General features: G+C 69.7%; 17 protein-coding genes and 1 pseudogene. 6 read left to right on the forward strand and 12 right to left on the reverse strand.

Features of this window, described 5'->3' with window-relative positions:
* The first annotated feature begins 60 nt into the window (after positions 1–60).
* A complete protein-coding gene (locus AC07EQ_RS07040; protein WP_478387013.1) occupies positions 61–1,752 on the forward strand; it encodes a BCCT family transporter in 1,692 nt (563 codons plus the stop codon).
* A gap of 57 nt (positions 1,753–1,809) precedes the next feature.
* On the opposite strand, the gene AC07EQ_RS07045 is transcribed toward AC07EQ_RS07040, so the two are convergent.
* A complete protein-coding gene (locus AC07EQ_RS07045) occupies positions 1,810–2,391 on the reverse strand; it encodes a hypothetical protein (protein ID WP_478387014.1) in 582 nt (193 codons plus the stop codon).
* 37 nt (positions 2,392–2,428) lie between these two features.
* Between AC07EQ_RS07045 and AC07EQ_RS07050 the strand changes: the two genes are divergently transcribed.
* Positions 2,429–2,725, forward strand: a complete 297-nt coding sequence (locus tag AC07EQ_RS07050) for a helix-turn-helix domain-containing protein (protein ID WP_478387015.1) — start codon at positions 2,429–2,431, stop codon at positions 2,723–2,725.
* Here AC07EQ_RS07050 and AC07EQ_RS07055 read toward each other — a convergent pair.
* From AC07EQ_RS07055 to AC07EQ_RS07075, 5 genes are all read right to left on the reverse strand, one after another.
* Positions 2,695–3,543 carry an ABC transporter ATP-binding protein gene (locus tag AC07EQ_RS07055; protein ID WP_478387017.1) on the reverse strand — a complete coding sequence of 283 codons (849 nt, stop codon included), beginning with the start codon at positions 3,541–3,543 and terminating at the stop codon, positions 2,695–2,697. The two genes, AC07EQ_RS07050 and AC07EQ_RS07055, sit on opposite strands and share 31 nt — an antisense overlap.
* On the reverse strand, positions 3,540–3,941 hold the full coding sequence (locus AC07EQ_RS07060) for a GntR family transcriptional regulator (RefSeq protein WP_478387018.1): 402 nt from the start codon (positions 3,939–3,941) through the stop codon (positions 3,540–3,542). The genes AC07EQ_RS07055 and AC07EQ_RS07060 overlap by 4 nt, the downstream gene beginning before the upstream one ends.
* A gap of 55 nt (positions 3,942–3,996) precedes the next feature.
* Complete coding sequence (locus AC07EQ_RS07065; protein ID WP_478387019.1) at positions 3,997–4,959, reverse strand: hypothetical protein; 963 nt, start codon at positions 4,957–4,959, stop codon at positions 3,997–3,999.
* Positions 4,956–5,831, reverse strand: coding sequence for an ABC transporter ATP-binding protein (locus tag AC07EQ_RS07070; protein ID WP_478387020.1), 876 nt, complete (start codon positions 5,829–5,831; stop codon positions 4,956–4,958). Before AC07EQ_RS07070 ends, AC07EQ_RS07065 begins: the two co-directional genes overlap by 4 nt.
* 378 nt (positions 5,832–6,209) lie before the next feature.
* A complete protein-coding gene (locus AC07EQ_RS07075; protein WP_478387021.1) occupies positions 6,210–6,395 on the reverse strand; it encodes a hypothetical protein in 186 nt (61 codons plus the stop codon).
* A 299-nt stretch (positions 6,396–6,694) separates the two neighbouring features.
* Between AC07EQ_RS07075 and AC07EQ_RS07080 the strand changes: the two are divergent.
* A pseudogene (locus AC07EQ_RS07080) lies at positions 6,695–6,981 on the forward strand (DUF779 domain-containing protein).
* Positions 6,982–7,009: 28 nt separating this feature from the next.
* On the opposite strand, the gene AC07EQ_RS07085 reads toward AC07EQ_RS07080, so the two are convergent.
* The 6 genes from AC07EQ_RS07085 to AC07EQ_RS07110 form a co-directional block, all read right to left on the reverse strand.
* Positions 7,010–7,984, reverse strand: coding sequence for an NADPH:quinone oxidoreductase family protein (locus AC07EQ_RS07085; protein ID WP_478387022.1), 975 nt, complete (start codon positions 7,982–7,984; stop codon positions 7,010–7,012).
* Between the two features lie 73 nt (positions 7,985–8,057).
* On the reverse strand, positions 8,058–8,966 hold the full coding sequence (locus AC07EQ_RS07090; protein WP_478387023.1) for a LysR family transcriptional regulator: 909 nt from the start codon (positions 8,964–8,966) through the stop codon (positions 8,058–8,060).
* 92 nt (positions 8,967–9,058) lie between these two features.
* Positions 9,059–9,871 (reverse strand): SDR family NAD(P)-dependent oxidoreductase, encoded by an 813-nt coding sequence (locus AC07EQ_RS07095; protein WP_478387024.1) that lies wholly within the window; start codon positions 9,869–9,871, stop codon positions 9,059–9,061.
* A 4-nt stretch (positions 9,872–9,875) separates the two neighbouring features.
* A complete protein-coding gene (locus AC07EQ_RS07100; RefSeq protein ID WP_478387025.1) occupies positions 9,876–10,703 on the reverse strand; it encodes an alpha/beta fold hydrolase in 828 nt (275 codons plus the stop codon).
* Between the two features lie 314 nt (positions 10,704–11,017).
* A complete protein-coding gene (locus AC07EQ_RS07105) occupies positions 11,018–12,916 on the reverse strand; it encodes a flavin-containing monooxygenase (protein WP_478387026.1) in 1,899 nt (632 codons plus the stop codon).
* Positions 12,909–13,739 carry an alpha/beta fold hydrolase gene (locus AC07EQ_RS07110; protein ID WP_478387027.1) on the reverse strand — a complete coding sequence of 277 codons (831 nt, stop codon included), beginning with the start codon at positions 13,737–13,739 and terminating at the stop codon, positions 12,909–12,911. Before AC07EQ_RS07110 ends, AC07EQ_RS07105 begins: the two co-directional genes overlap by 8 nt.
* A 440-nt stretch (positions 13,740–14,179) precedes the next feature.
* On the opposite strand from AC07EQ_RS07110, the gene AC07EQ_RS07115 reads away from it, so the two are divergent.
* The 3 genes from AC07EQ_RS07115 to AC07EQ_RS07125 are packed head-to-tail and all read left to right on the forward strand — an operon-like array spanning position 14,180 to position 15,824.
* Entirely contained in the window at positions 14,180–15,010 is an 831-nt protein-coding gene (locus AC07EQ_RS07115; protein ID WP_478387028.1) for an SDR family NAD(P)-dependent oxidoreductase, read from the forward strand.
* Positions 15,011–15,012: 2 nt separating this feature from the next.
* Positions 15,013–15,135, forward strand: a complete 123-nt coding sequence (locus AC07EQ_RS07120) for a hypothetical protein (RefSeq protein WP_478387029.1) — start codon at positions 15,013–15,015, stop codon at positions 15,133–15,135.
* On the forward strand, positions 15,132–15,824 hold the full coding sequence (locus AC07EQ_RS07125) for an SDR family NAD(P)-dependent oxidoreductase (RefSeq protein ID WP_478387030.1): 693 nt from the start codon (positions 15,132–15,134) through the stop codon (positions 15,822–15,824). The genes AC07EQ_RS07120 and AC07EQ_RS07125 overlap by 4 nt, the downstream gene beginning before the upstream one ends.
* Positions 15,825–15,870: the final 46 nt, after the last annotated feature.

The following is a 15,870-nucleotide window of genomic DNA, read 5'->3' on the forward strand; positions in this document are numbered from 1 at the left end:
ACCGCGATGGGCGACACGACCATGTGACCAGGTTGAACTCGGGAAATGCGAGGTGCGCCCATGGCGGAGCAAGCGGCGAGCCCGTCACCCGAGGCCACCCGATCGCCGACCGACCGCGTCATCTTCGGCGTCACGGCACTGCTGGTTCTGTTCTTCCTGGGTTGGGGCATCGCCTCGCCGGCAACGCTCGGCGCGTTCGCCGAAGCCGCGCTGCGCTGGGCGGTGGACGACATCGGGTGGGGGTTCGCGCTGGCCGCGACAGGGTTCGTGGTCTTCGTCGTTTGGCTCGCGTTGAGCCGCTACGGGGCGATCCCGCTGGGCGGTGACGACGAACAGCCGGAGTTCCACACGCTGTCCTGGATCGCGATGATGTTCATCGCGGGCATGGGCATCGGCCTCATGTTCTTCGGCGTCGCCGAACCGCTGGCGCACTACGTGCAGCCCCCGCCGGAAACGGTCCCGCCGCTGAGCCAAGCCGCTGTGCGGACGTCGTTCGCGACGACGCTGTTCCACTGGACGTTGCATCCGTGGGCGATCTACGCGGTGGTCGGCTTGACGATCGCATACGGCACCTTCCGCCGCGGTCGACGTCAGATGATCAGTTCCACGTTCGTTCCGCTGCTGGGGCGGCGTGGTGCGGTCAAGCCGCTGGGAAAGGTGATCGACATCCTCGCGCTGTTCGCGACGCTGTTCGGTTCGGCGGCCTCGCTGGGCATCGGCACGCTGCAGATCAGCAGCGGGATGCGGAGCGCGGGATGGATCGACGCCGTCAGCATCCCGGTGATGGTGCTGATCATCGGCGTCCTGACGATCTGCTTCGTCGCCTCCGCCGCCTCCGGGGTCGCCAGGGGAATCCAGTGGCTGTCCGGCATCAACGTGACCCTCGCGGCTCTGCTGGCGCTGTTCGTGCTGATCACCGGGCCGACGGTGTTCATCCTGAGCCTGATCCCGACGTCGATCGGCAACTACGTCAGCGACTTCGCGGAGATGGCCGCACGCACCGGGGCCACCGGCAGCGAGGCCGTTGACGAATGGCTTTCACATTGGACCATCTTCTACTGGGCGTGGTGGATCTCCTGGGCGCCGTTCGTCGGTACGTTCCTGGCCCGGATCAGCCGGGGCCGCACGATCCGGCAGTTCATCGGCGGAGTACTCCTGGTCCCCAGCGCGGTCAGCGTGGCCTGGTTCGCGATCTTCGGCGGCACCGCGATCGACCTGCAGCGCGGCGGCGCCGTCGACGTGGCCGGTTCCGGCGGGGAGGAAGTGCAGATCTTCACCGTCATCCGAGCGCTGCCGATCCCGACGGTCATCACCGTGCTGGTCATCGTCCTGGTGGCGATCTTCTTCATCACCGGGGCGGACTCGGCTTCACTCGTGATGGGCAAGTTCTCCCAGCGGGGCACGATCTCACCGCGGAAGTGGATGATCGTGTTCTGGGGTGTGGCCACGGGATCCGTCGCGGCGATCATGCTCATGTCCGGCGGGGATGACGCCCTGGAGGGGATCCAGAATCTGACGTTCCTCGCGTCGGTGCCGTTCGCACTGGTCATGGTGCTGATGTGCGTGGCCCTGAGCAAGGACCTGCGAACCGACAGCCTGATCCACCGCCGGGAACGAGCGGAACAGATCCTCGCGAAGCTCGTCGACGCCGACGAACACGAGCAGGCTCGGCGGGACGACGAGCCCGGCGACAACGATGCCGGGAACCCGCGAACGGCCCGGCGGGGCGAAAATCCCCCGGAAGACGGCTGACAACACCGACACCCCGCACCGCAGGCCTGCGCGAGCAACGCCGGAGCGGTCCGGCCTTCAGGACGTCGTGGATCCGGCCGGCGTCCGATGCCAAGCGCTCCAAGCGAGTTGGGCGAATGGCACGATCACCAGGAGGTCGACGGCGTACGCGACCCATTCGAGGCGAAGAACCCGGCCCAGCGGAAAGACGACAGCGGCGAGGCAGATCAGGACGGCGACCCACGACGGGGACATTCGGGTCCAGAAGAGGAGTACCCCGAATACCAGCAGGGCCAGCGGGAAGGTCGGCCCCGGTAGCCACAGCACCAGAACGCTCTGCGGCGGGTAGTCGCCGAAGCGCGCCAGGGCCACCTGATCGTGCAAGCCGAACACGCCTTCGAAAAAGCCCTGCAGTCCGAATGCGATGCTGCCGAACATCCCGATCAACAACAGCAACAACCACAGCCCGGCCGCGACGGGGATGAGTTCGCGCAACCGTTCGTATTCACCGATCAGCCCGTACACCCAGGGCACCATGGAAAGGGCGATCAACATCCCGCCGTTCACGCCGTAATGACCGTCGATCCAGAAGAACGGCGATGCAGCAAAGATGACCGGGCCGAGGAAGAGCGCCGCCGCCTGCAATCGTTGCACGACCATCGGCGCAGGTTAGGACCCCTGCCAACGGCCCGCAACCGTGTACTCCGGGCTTCGCCGTACGGGTGATGCGCAAGAAGGCCCCGCTGCGCACGGCTGCACCGAGGATCAGCGGCGGACCCTGGCGCGGGCGGCTGATCTGATCGCTCGGCTCTTCCGAGTCCAGCACACCCTGCGCGGAGTCTCGATGTTGTTGCACCGCATGGGATTCAGCCCGCGGATGCCCGCGCATCGCCATGATCGTCGGGCTGTCCATCGGCAGCACGGCCAGGCGCTCAGAACAGGAACGCCCGGCCGGCGCCGTGATCAGCGACTTCCCTGCCGAGCCCGCAGGTAGTCCGTCACGAGCCCTTCGAGCTCCGGCCGCTGACCCTCCCAGCCCGCCGCGAGCGAGCCGGGGGTGCGCACGAGCGAACGCTGCTGCCGGCCCGTTCGCCTCGTGTGGATCACCGTGCCGGTGACCGAGGATCCGTCGTCGGCCGGGCCGATGACGTCGAGGTGGTCGTCGAGGATCTCCTCGACATCACCGTTGAGCAGCACCTGCCCGGCATGCAGCAGCATGAGGTGATCGCACACGTCGCGCAGTTCGCCGAGCAAGTGCGAGGACAGCACGACCGTCATCCCGCGCTCGGCGACATCGGTCATCACCAGCCGGAGGAAGTCCTCCCGGGCGAGCGGATCGAGGTCCGACATCGGCTCGTCGAGCAGCAGCAGCTTCGGCAGCCGGCCGAGGCTGAGCGCGAGCGCGAGCTGAGTGCGCATGCCCTGCGACAACGAACTGACGCGGCTGCTGCGATCCATCTCCGGGTGCGTGGCCAGGGCCTCCTCCACCCGCTCCGGCGACCACCGCTGGTTCACGGCTCCCACCGTCCGGATCATTTCCGCGATGGTGAAGTCCTTGTACAGCGGGCGGTGCTGCGGCAGGTACGCCGCGTCCGGGTGCAGGCGGCCGCGCACCTCGTCACCGAACACCCGCACCTGCCCGGCCGACGGCCGGATCAGTCCGGCCGCCAGCCCGAGAAAGGTGCTCTTGCCCCCGCCGTTCGCGCCGACCAGCCCGATCACCTTTCCCTCGGGCAGTTCGACGGTGCAGTCCCGGAGCGCCGGTTTCCGGCCGTAGCTCTTGGACAACCCGGTGGTGCTCAACGCGCTCATGATGCGTTCGGCCCCTCAACGTGGAAATGCTGGTCTCGGACGGCAGCGTAGAGCGCGTCGACGGCCTCCACGACGAGACCACCGCTCTTCGCGCGGCTCATCCAGTCCTCCAGATCGCGTCGCAACGGCGCTTCGACGGCGGTCAGCTCGTTCGCCAGCGAACGCGTCACGAAGGTTCCCACCCCGCGCCGGGCCTCGACCAGTCCGTCGCGTTCGAGTTCGCGGTACGCCTTGAGCACCGTGTTCGGATTGACCGCCGTCGCCTCCACCACCTCACGCGCGGTGGGCAGCCGATCACCGGGCCCCAGCAGGCCCAGCCGCATGGCCTGTGTGACCTGCTGGATGATCTGGACGTACGTGGAGACCCCGGAACGACGGTCGATCCGGAACTCGATCATACGGCCCAGCATAATCCTCCCCGCTCATCCGAGCGCGGAACCCGGGGCCGCCGGATCAGTGCTGCCGTTGCAGCGTCCACGCGGTTCCCACCAGCAGCAAGACCGCGGCGAGGCCGAACACGGCGAACTCGGCCAGCTGCAGACCCGGCGCCGCGGACGGGGAGAGCACGTCGGCGAAGGTTCCGGTCAGACCCTTCTCCGCGTAGCAGGCACCGAAGTCCACACCAATCGGGCAGGAGGTCACGTCCGACGACTCAGGGTGCAGGAGCTGCCCGCCCTTACCGAGGAAGCCGGTGTCCAGCACCATGGCCCCGGGCTCACTGGGCGTCGCGCTGATCGTCGGGTCGGACGTGGTGAGGCGCTGCACCGGCAAGAAGTTCGGGGCGACGTTGGTCACCACGACGCGCAGTACGACCAGCGTGCCGAGCGTGGTGGACAAGGCCATCAGCGAACGCCGCATGACCGCGCCCAGCAGCGCACCCAGGGCGAAGCCGAACAGCAGGTGCACGACCGGCATCGGCCCGGTGGAGTCGAAGCTCAGCCACTGGAACGGGCCGCTCCGCAACGGGCCCAGCAGACCGGCGGCCGCCACCCACCGGGCGACGAGCAACTGGAGCACCACGACCACGACGGCCGACGGCAGCAGCAGCATCGCCATCTTGGTGATCATCCAGCGGAGCCGGCTGACGGACTGGGTGAAGGCGAGCACGTGGGTGCCGTGCTCGATCTCCCGGGCGAACAACGGCGCGGCGAAGAACGCACCCAGCAGCACCGGGAGCGCGAGGACCAAGCCCTGTCCGACCTTGATCAGATCGAACCATTCCTTCTGGAACTCCACCCGCGCCTGCGAGCAGTCGGGGGTCTTCTCGCGGATCGACAGGCACGCCTGCAGGCCGTGCTCCTCGATGTCACCGGTCATGCTGGCATGCAGCACCAGCACGGTCGCACTACCGAGCAGCAGCAGGGCTGCCAGGGTGATCAGCTGTGCGCGGTGTTGCCGCCAGGCCACCCAGATCACGCCGCCACCTCCGCGTTGTCGTCGTTGTTGCGCATGTAGGCCAGCGCGATGTCGTTGAGCCGGGGCGCGTGCTCGCGCCACCCGGATGCTGTCACCGGCCCGCGCCGCTTGGCGATCAGGACCTGCTCCTGCCCGGAACGCACGCTGTCGACGACGTCGCCCGGCGCAATGGGCAGCTGTCCGGCTCCCCGCAGAACGCGGTGCCCCGCCACGAGATCGGCGACCGCCCCGTCCAACCGCACCCGGCCGTTGCCCAGCAGCACCAGGTGGTCGCAGACCGCTTCGAGCTCTTCCAGCACGTGCGAGGACAGCAGGATCCCGATGCCGTGCTGCCGCGATTCCTCCTGCAGCGTGCGCAGAGTCGCCTGCCGGGCCAGCGGGTCCAGCTCGGCCAGGGGCTCATCGAGCATCAGCAGACCGGGGCGCTTGCCCAGCGCCAGCACGAGCGCCACCCTGGTGCGCTGCCCGCCGGAGAGCTTGCCGACCTTGGCGTCGAACGGCACCTCCGCCGAGCGGACGAGCTGCTCCGCGTACGCCTGGTCCCAGCGGGTGTTCATCCGCGCGGCGAAGCGCAGCGTCTCCGACACGGTCAGGCCGGCGTAGAGCGGCTTCTGCTGGGTCACGTAGGCCACTTCTTCAGGCGCACCGGTTCCGCTGGGCCGCCGCCCGAACACCTCGATGTCGCCCTCGGTCGGCTTGAGCAGACCCGCGGTCAGACCCATCAGAGTGCTCTTGCCCGCCCCATTGTGGCCGACCAGCGCGACCACCCGGTTCGGGGGCAACGACAGCGAACAACCGCGCAGCGCCCACCCGCGGCGATATCTCTTGGCCAGCTGGTGGGTCCGCACCGCGGGCACCTCTCCTGCACTCATGATCGCCCTTCCCGGGTCAAATGACCATTTCACCAGTTATCTAGTGGAACAGTACACCAGGTGGGAGCGCGTCGTCCGCCGGACCGCCGAATCCCCGACCGGTCCCCGCGGAGCGGAAGCGGCAATCCCCTTCGCCACCAGCGGGATCGACGTCCGTGGAGGAAAACCCTCCGCCGCGCGCACCGGCGGGCACGGCTGCCGGACGGCCCCAGAATCGTTGTGTGGCCGGGACGTCTCCCCCCAGCGTCCCGGCCACTTCACACCCGGATCACCGAGCAGCGGGCGGGTCGAACCGGTAACCGACGCCCCACACCGTCATCAGCATCCCGGGGCGCGACGGATCGTCCTCGAGCTTCTCCGGCAGCCGGTCCTCCGGCTTCAGCCCTCCGCGCTTTGCACGATCTGGGTGGCGTACGGCGCGGAACCCTTGACCGGCTCATCGGCCGGCCACGCCGCGACCTCGTGGGAGTTCTGCCCGGCAGGCACCTCGGGGAGGGTCAACTCGATCGAGGTGGGGGTCACCGGGTTGACGGGGTCCGCGGTGCGCTGCGAGATCCCGAACATGGAGCCATCCACCAGCCGGATCCCCCATGCCGTCGTCGGACTCGACCACGACTCCGGGCACCGGGCCCGATTCGGTGAACAGGCCCACCTTGATCGGCGGCCCCTGCAGCGTGCAGCTGGTGTCCGGGCCGGCCGCGGAGTACTTGATCAGGAACGTTTCGAACTCGCCGGAATGGTTGGCGAGTTCCGCAATGTGCGCGGTCGGGCAATCGTTCAATCCGAAAGTCATTGGCGCCGGACCATTTCGCCCCATCTGGATTCGCTCCTGCTCGAGCGGGAGGCGCGATTGAAACCGGACGGTGATGTTCCACCTGTCCGGCGGATCTGCGAGGGCAGCGCGCCCATGTGCTGCCCGGCGGGCGAATTCGCCAGCAGTGACGCCGACGGGCACCTCGGCGATCACACCGGGACGGCCAAGCCGTCCCGGTGTGGATGTCGAGACCGCAGTTCGGGTACTGGAAGCACACGCACCTCACCGTCGGCCTCGTGCCCGGCCGGGGCGGCGGCTTCTCCCTCGAAGCACCCGATCCTCACCCGGTCCCGGCTGCTCACCCAAGACGGATGGGAACGACTCGAAGCGACCTGAGAAGGTGCTCCGCCGGCAGGCGGAGCGGCTACCCGCGCAGGCGGAGGACCAATTTGCCCAATGCCTGCCGGCGGTCGATCGCCTCCAGTGCGTCCCGGACGTCGTCGACGGCGTAGGTGCCGCCGACCGGGGGCGCGAGGGCGCCGGATTCGAGCTTCGGCAGGATCTCGGTCCACTGGCCGCGCAGGTAGCCGGGGCGTGCCTTGGCGTAGGCACCCCAGCCGACGCCGATGACGTCCAGGTTGTTCAGCAGCAGGCGGTTGACCTTCACCTCCGGAATCGATCCGGCCGCGAACCCGATCACCAGCATCCGGCCGTCGGCGGCGAGGCAGCGCAACGAGTCGGTGAAGCGGTCACCGCCGACGGTGTCCGCGACCAGGTCGGCACCGCGCCCGCCGGTCGCTTCGCGCACCGCGTCCTTGAAACCGTCGGCCAGCACGTACTGGTCGGCCCCGGCCTCGAGCGCGATCTTCCCCTTCTCCGGCGTCGACACCACGCCGATCACCGAGCCCGCACCGAACGCCTTCGCGACCTGGATCACCGCGCTGCCGACACCTCCGGCGGCACCGTGCACCAGCACCGTCTCCCCCGCCGACATGCGGCCGCGCCGGCACAGCGCGAAATGCGCCGTCAGGTAGTTGAACGGAATCGCCGCAGCCTGTTCGAAACCCAACGCGTCCGGGATGGGGAACGTCGCGTCCACGGGGCAGGCGACCTGCTCGGCGAAGGCGCCCAGGAACGGCAGCGCGGCGACCCGGTCGCCCGCGCGCACCGGCGCTCCCGCGGGCGCGTCCACGACCACGCCGGCCACCTCGGCACCCGGGATGAACGGAAGCTCCGGTTTGACCTGGTACAACCCCCGCGTCTGGAGCACCTCGGGAAAGGACACCCCCGCCGCGTGAACGTCGATGAGCACCTCGTCATCCTTGCGCGAAGGCGGGTCGACGTCGACGACGGCGACGGTGGACGGGCCGTCGAGATCCTTGATGTGCACGGCTTTCATGCCCTCGGACTCTAGGGAACGGGCCGCCGCGGCAGAAGAAGCCGGCGGCTATCACCGCAGCAGCCTGTCCGCGCTACGCCTGCCCGACCGAGGTCTTGGACGACCGGATCTGGCGCAGCAAGGTCTCGACGATCCGTCCGCGCACTTCCCCGAGCCGCACGATCGCGGACAGCGTCGTCTGGGCCCACGGCTTGTTGATCGGGATCAGCGTCACGCCGTTGCCGCTGGTCGTCGACGGCGCGAGCGTGTTCGCGATCGCGATCCCCACCCCGGCCCGGACCATCCGCTGCGCGGTCTCCGCGCCGTCGGTGGTGTACACGATGCGCGCGTCGATGCCGGTGACGAGTTCTTCGAACGCCTTCCGCAGGATGCTGCCCTCCCGGAAGAAGATCAGCGGTTCGCCGGCCAGGTCGTCGACGTCGAAGGTCTCCGCGCGCGCCAGCGGGTGCGAGTCGGGCACGCACAGGACCAGCCGTCCGGTCATCAGGTCGATGTGGTGCAGTCGTTCGTCGTCCGGCGGCTCACCCGGCAGCGGGATCCGGGTGATCAGGCCGATGTCGAGCTTCCCGTCCAGGACTCCGTCGCGCACGACGTAGGTCCCGCCTTCGGTGACCTCGAACCGGATGTTCGGGTGCCCTTCGTGCAGCTCGCGGACCACGTGCGGCAGCACCCGCATGCTCCCGATCGCCACCGTGCCGAGGCGCACCTTGCCGATCTTCAGGCCGTCGATCGCGCTGGCTTCCTGGCGGAGCAGGTCCTCGGCCCGGATCGCCGACTTCACGTGCGGCAGGATCCGCTCGGCGGCATCCGTCGGGCGCACGCCGTGCGCCCCGCGCATGACCAGGACGACGCCGAGGTCTTCTTCGAGCCGCTGCACCTGGTTGGTGATCGTCGGCTGGGAGACGCCGAGCTCGTGGGCCGCTTGGCGGAAGGAGCCGGTGCGAAGCGCTGCTTCGAGGTAGCGCAACTGCTCGAATCTCACGCTCGGCCCCTACTCCCGCCGGGTCGACGGCGCCGCTGCCACCGACCGTCCGGTCATCGTATGCCGACGATCCCGGCGGGCCCGCCCTGGTCTCAGCGGGTGAGCAGGTCGAGGCCGGTCGCGTCGACCGCGCGCGCCCCGCCGTCGATCGGGATCGTGGCGCCCGTGATGTAGCCCGCGGCCGGGGTGAGCAGGAACGCGATGGCCGCGGCGACCTCGTACGGCTGGCCCAGCCGCCGGAGCATCGTCTTGCCGCTGAACTGCTCGATCATCGTGCGGGCGTGCGCGCCGGCGAGGAGGCGGGGCGACAGGAACAGCCCGGGTGCGACGGCGTTGACCCGGATCCCCTCCGGCCCGTACTCGTCGGCCAGCTGACGCACCCATCCCTCCAGCGCCGCCTTCGCCGGGCCGTACCCCGCGGCATAGCTGCCCGCGCGCGTGCCGTTGATGCTCGATACGTAGACGATCGACGACTCGGGTCGCACCAACAAGGGAGCCAGGTGCTGGGCGGCGAGGAAGGCGTGCGTCAGGTTGACCCGGAAGTCCTTCTCCCATTCGGCGAGCGTGAAGCCCGGCAGCGGCTTGCGCTGCATCTGGCCGATGACGTCGACGTATCCGTGCAGCGGCGCACCGGCGGCGTGCTCGGCCAGGGACCGCGCACCGTCCTCGGACGAGACGTCGGCGGCGAACCGGTCGGCGTCGAGTTCGCCGGCGAGGCGATCCAATGCGTCCTCGTCGACGTCGACGAGCAGCAGCCGCGCCCCGCGGGAAGCGAGCGTGCGCGCGACGTGCTCGCCGATACCGGCCGCACCGCCCAGGACGGCGTACCGCTTGCCGTCGAGCCGGAACAGCCGGTCGTGGGGGACGTCCGCGGCGGCGACGGCGTCATGGGGATCGTCGAACACGGTCTCACGCTCCGTTCACGAAGTCGGCGATGAGGCGCCAGGTCTGCTCGGGGTGGCTGATGTTCGGCGCATGCTTGTAGGGCACGGGGGCGACGGTCACCGCCGGGCACCGGTCGGCCAGGTGCTTCACCCAGCCGCGTTCGACCAGCGGATCACCCGCGCAGTCGAAGAGCAGGACCGGGGTCGTGACGTCCGCGAACGGCGCCGGGTACGGGTCGGCCGGGCGCGCGATCCGCAAGGGCTCGGGCGGAGTCGCGTGCGGCGCGAGCATCCCGGCGTAGTGGCCCGGCATCGCGGCCCACCGCATCCGCGCGTCGACCTGGTCCTCGATGCCCGGGTAGTCGTCGCACAGCAGCCGGACGATCCGGGTCATGTCCTCGCGGGTGCCGTCGTAGCCGGCCAGTTCGGCGCTCGTCGCGCTGCGCCAGGGGCCGCCGGTACCGCTGATCGACGTGACCGACGCGAGGCGCCCGCTCAGCCGGTCGTCCAGCAGCGCGCGAAGCGCGATCGAACCGCCGAAGGAGTTCCCGACCAGGTGGACCGGGCCGTCCACATCGAGCTGGTCGAGCAGCGCGTACACATGGCGCAACCGGAAGCCGAACGGCGACTGGTCCAGCCGCACCGCCTTGGCCGAACCGCCGAAGCCCAGCAGGTCCGGCGCGATGACGCGGTGCGTCTGCGCCGCGAGCTGCAACAGCATCCCCCAGGTGACGTCCGAGGACGCGCCCCACGCGCCGTCGTGGAGGAAGACGACGGTGCTGCCCCGGTCCTCGCCCCCGATGAGGTATCGGGTCTCGAGGTCGTTGACGACGGTGTTCTTCTCGGTGATCACGGCGAGACAGGTCTCCTCAGGACAGATGGTGTGAGCTGCGCGGTCAGCGGGTCTTTTTTCATCGTGGTCGTCAGCTGTAGCCGCGGTGCTCGAAGCCGTGTGGCTGCGAGGCTGTCGCCAAGCGTCGAAGGCGCTTTCTGCCCACCTTCGCAACTCGCACCGCCGCGGGTTCACTGTGCCCGTGCCCCTGGGGCACTCCTGAGTGAGGACGGCCCCTCCGCCGTGTATTGGACATACATAAGGAGGGGCCCCCGCAGTCCAGGGAGCCTCTGAGGTTCCGCTCCCAGCACCGACACGCAAAACGAGTTGGAAAATCAAGAGAATTCGTACTGCTCTGGATCGACGGCCTGGGTGCTGCTGATGTACCGGTGCGCCGACAGCGGCCACATGATGGTGGAGCGGCCCTCCGCGTTCTGGTACCAGCTGTGCGTTTTGGACCATCCCCACACGCGCAGCGCGCTCGCCTCGGCCACTTCGTCCTTGTACTTCTCGAAGACGTCGCGGCGCAGCGACAAGGAGGATTTGCCCGACTCCAGCAACCGCTCGATCGCGCTGAGGATGTACACCGACTGGCATTCGATGAACAGCACGAGGTTTCCGTGCAGCAGCAGGTTCGTGTTGGGGCCGTACATGCAGAACAGGTTCGGGAAGCCCGGCACGGCCAGGCCCAGGTAGGCGCACGCGTCGACGCCCCACGACTCGTGCAGGTCCGCCCCGCCCTCTCCGGTGACCTTCATCGGCATCAGGAAGTCCGAGGCGTTGAAGCCGGTTCCGAAGACGATGGCGTCCACCGGGACGTAGTGACCGTCGGTCGTGTGGATCCCGCTTCCGTCGACGCGGGCGATGCGTTCGGTGACCAGCTCCACGTGGTCCTGCTTGAGCGTGCTGATCCAGGTCCCGTCGTCGCGGACGATCCGCTTCGCGCCGGGCGGGTAGTCCGGGACGATCTTCGCGGCGAGGTCCGGCCGGTCCTCGACCTGGCCGAGCAGGTAGTCCGTCAGCAGTTCGCGCAGCCGCTCGTTGGGTGCCGACACGGCCCGTTCGGTCGGCGGGTACGCCGGGTCGACGGTCGCGGCGGCGAGCCGTCCGATGGCCCTCGGCAGGAATATCGAGAAGCGGTAGTACGCGCGGTACAGCGGAACCTCGCGCAGGAGTGCGCGCTCGTCGTCCGGGATCTCCTGCCGGAGCTCGGGGGTCGGCTGCAGGTACGGCGCGCTGCGCTGGAAGATCGTCAGCGACGCCGCGGACCGCGCGATCGCCGGCGCCACCTGGACGCCGGTCGCGCCGGTGCCGATGATCGCCACCCGCTTGCCGGTGAGGTCGACGTCGTGGTCCCACTGCGCGGTGTGGAACACGGGCCCGTCGAAGGTGTCCAGTCCGTCGATGCGCGGGATCATCGGGCGGTTCAGCTGTCCGACCGCGGACACGACGATGGTGAATTCCTCGGTCCGGGAGCGGTCGTCCGGCCCGGTGGTGGCGACCGACCACAGGTGCCGCGAGTCGTCCCAGGTCGCCGAGACGACCTCGGTGTCGAACCGGATGTGCTCGAGCAGCCCGTTCTGCTCGGCGAACGCCCGCAGGTAGTCGAAGATCACGTCCTGCCGGCAGAAGTACGACGGCCAGTCGTGCGGGAAGAAGGAGTAGGTGTAGATGTGGCTGTGCACGTCGATCCGGCAGTCGGGATAGCTGTTCTCGTACCACGTCCCGCCGACGTCGCCGTTCTTCTCGATGATCGTGAAGTCCACCCCGGCCTGCTTCATCCGCAGCCCGGCCATCAGGCCGGACAGGCCGGCCCCGACGATGGCCACCCGCATCGGCCGGTCCGGGGCGAGCCGGTCCTTCGTCCACTTCGGAGCGCGGGGATCGGTACCCGGCGGGACGAAGGCGACGCGCAGCAGCGCGGTGTCCTCGCCGGCGGAGCGGTCGAGCGCCCACTCCGCGATCGCTTCGAGGACTGCCGCGGACGGCTCGACCGGCCACGCGGCGATGTCCTGCAGGTACGGCTCGAGCGTCGCCAGGCAGAACGCCCGGGCCTCCGCATCCGTCTCGGCGTCGAGACCGGTCGCGGGTAGCAGGTCCGGGTTCGGGCGCCATTGCGGGCGAAGCACGGACGGGTCGTCGGTCAGGTGCGCGACGAGCATCAGCAGCGCGGGCGTTCGCGCCGCCCGCAGGTGATCGAGCAACTCCTCCGGGGACTGGGCGGAATCAGACAACGCGGGCATCCTTCGAGGTGTCGTTGTGCGGCGGGAACGGTTCGGGGGATTCGAGGAACTCCCGGAGCAACGCCGCTACGGGCGCGGGATGGGTGAACGCGGCGAGGTGACCACCGGGCGCGAACCGCAGCCGCGAGTGCGGGATGCGCGCGTGCAGGTTCTCGATGACCGTGCGCGGGGTGCTCACGTCGTCGGCGCCACCGATCACCAGCGTCGGCACCGACGGCGGCACGTCGAAGTCGCCGACGGCGGTCATCGCCTCGAGGAACGCGGCGTGGATGGCGGGATCGCCGCCGAGGAACTGGTCCCGGGCCCGGGCGATCAGCGGATCCGGTCGCTGGGGATCGCCGAACCAGCGGGTCATCGTCATGTCGGCGAGCGCGGCCAGCCCACCTGGTGCCCGGGCGGCGTCCGCCCGCGCGAGAGATCCGGCCCGCGCGTTGTCGTCGTACGCCCCGGCCGTCGCGATGAGGACCCCGGCCTCGACGGCATCGGGGTGGCGATGGGCGAGTGCTTGGGCGACCATCCCCCCGAGCGAGATCCCGGCGACCGGGAACCGGGTCAGGCCGAGCCGCTCGGCGATGAGCGCGATGTCGTCGGCGACCGAGGCCAGCGAGATCGAGTCCGGGGTGCCCGCGCTGGCGCCGTGGCCGCGGAGGTCGGGGATGACGCAGCTGAACACGTCCCCGAGTTCCGCCGCGAGCGGCTCGAACCACGAGCCGTCGAGCGCGAGCGAGTGCACCAGCACCACCGGGCGCGAGCCGTTGCCCACGACCCGGTACGCCAGGCTGGTGCCGTCCGGGGCAACGATGCGCTCGATCATGCGGAGGCCTCCTCGTCCGCGCGCCGGCCGTGGATGAAGTTGTGGCTGACGTGGCGGAATTCGATCGGCGCTCCGGCCGGGCGCCTGCTGGGAGGCCGGTGATCCGCCGCCCGGTCCGCGGGCTCCGTCCTCGGATTCGCCGTGCTGGTCTGCCTCATTGCAACTCCGCTGGGTCGAGAGGTGGACCGTGGTGCGGCTGGGACGGCGTCTCGTGCCTCTCGGGAACGCGTTCGCCATCGAACAGTCCGCGTACGTCGAATGCGGCTGATCGACCGCTTTCCGACCGTGCCACGCCGGTTCGGTGATGCTCCGCGCCTCGACGCGCGGCTGTCAATACAGATCGGCGCGGTGCGGAGCTATCGCGCCGATAGCCCGCGGACCGTTGCCAGGAGGGCACCCGGTGGCGAGCCTGGTCCGAACCGGACCTTCGGAGGGAAACGATGACAGCTGCGCAGCAAGCGGTTTCGCCGTTCGGCGGCGTGCAGTTCGATTTTCGCGACCGGGTGGCGATCGTCACCGGCGCGACCGGCGGCATCGGCGGCGCGGTCGTCGACCTGTTCGCCGCGTCCGGGGCCGACCTGGTCGTCCACGGCCGGCGCGCCGACGTGCTGCAGGACGTGGTCTCGCGCGTGCGCGAGCTGGGTCGCGACGCGGTGGCGGTCACCGGCAACATCCGCGACCCGCAGACCGCGGCCGACATCGCCGCCGCTGCGGAGGATCGCTTCGGGCGGGTGGACATCCTGGTCAACAACGCCGGCGGCAACTTCGGCGCGCGTCTCGAGGAGTTGTCGGTCAACGCGTGGAACGCCATGATCGAGGCCAATCTCAGCGGCGCGTTCCACCTGGCCACCGCTTGCCTGCCGGGGTTCCGGCGCCGCGGCGGCGCGGTGGTCAACATCGGATCCGCCTCCGCCGGTCACGCGCACCCGCTGCGCGGGGCGTACGCCGCCGCGAAGGCCGGGCTCGCGTCGCTCACCCGGACCATGGCGTGGGAATGGTCGGATCTGAACGTGCGGGTGAACTGCCTGGAGCCCGGGGCGGTGGTCACCGCGGCGTCCCGGTTCGCGGCCGACGACGTCGAAGCCCGAGTCGCCCGGTTCGTCGCCATGAACCGGCTCGGCCGCCCGGAGGACATCGCGTCCGTGTGCCTGTTCCTGTGTTCGGCCGCAGCGACGTACCTGACCGGGCAGACCGTGATCGTCAACGGCGGGCCGCACACGGCCACCCCCGCCGACATCGACCTGGTGCGCGCTCCGGTGGCGGCGGAGTAGCGATGCTTCCCGTTCTCGCAGGAATCCGGGAGGCGGTCCTCTCGGAGCTGGTGGGTGTCATGTCGATGGTCCTGGACTACGCGATCAAGGGCCTGGAGCAGCTGGTCGCGAGTCGGTCCCGATGAGCGGGCCACTCCTGATCACCGGTGGGGCGTCCGGCATCGGCGCCCGGCTGGTCGAGTCGCTCGCGGGTGAACGGCCGGTCGTCGTCCTGGATCCGGCCGTGCCCGAAGCTCCGGTGCCGGGCGTGCGGTACGTCGCGGGCGACGTGACCGACCGGGACGGGCTGGTGGGCCTCGTGGCGGATCTCTGCGCGGATCGTCCCCTGTCCGGGCTGGTCCACTGCGCCGGCATCTGCCGCACCGGGCCGTTCCTGGACATGCCGTGGGACGAGTGGGCCCGGGTGCTCGAGGTCAACCTGCACGGCACCCTCGCCACCGTCCAGGCGTGCGCGGCGGCGATGTCCGACGGCGGGCGGATCGTGCTGTTCTCCTCCGGTACCGCGTTCAAGGGGCCCGGCGGGATAGCCGCGTATGCCGCGTCCAAGGCGGGTGTCATCGGATTCGCCCGGTCGATGGCGGCCGAACTCGGCGACCGCCGGATCACGGTGAACGTCATCGCCCCCGGACTCGTCGTCACCGGGTTGTCGGCGGACATCGCGCACACCGAGCCGGCCAACATCGCCGGACGGGCGATCAAACGCGCTGCCACTGTGGACGATTTCGTCGCTCCGGCGCGCTTCCTGCTGTCCGAGGGCGCTTCCTTCGTGACCGGCCAGACCATCGTCGTCGACGGCGGGGCGATCAAGCACTAGCGCCACTCACGCGAAAGCTCGCTCGATTCCCTGAATCGAGCGAGCT

This window comes from Saccharopolyspora sp. NPDC045839 (genome assembly GCF_056431645.1).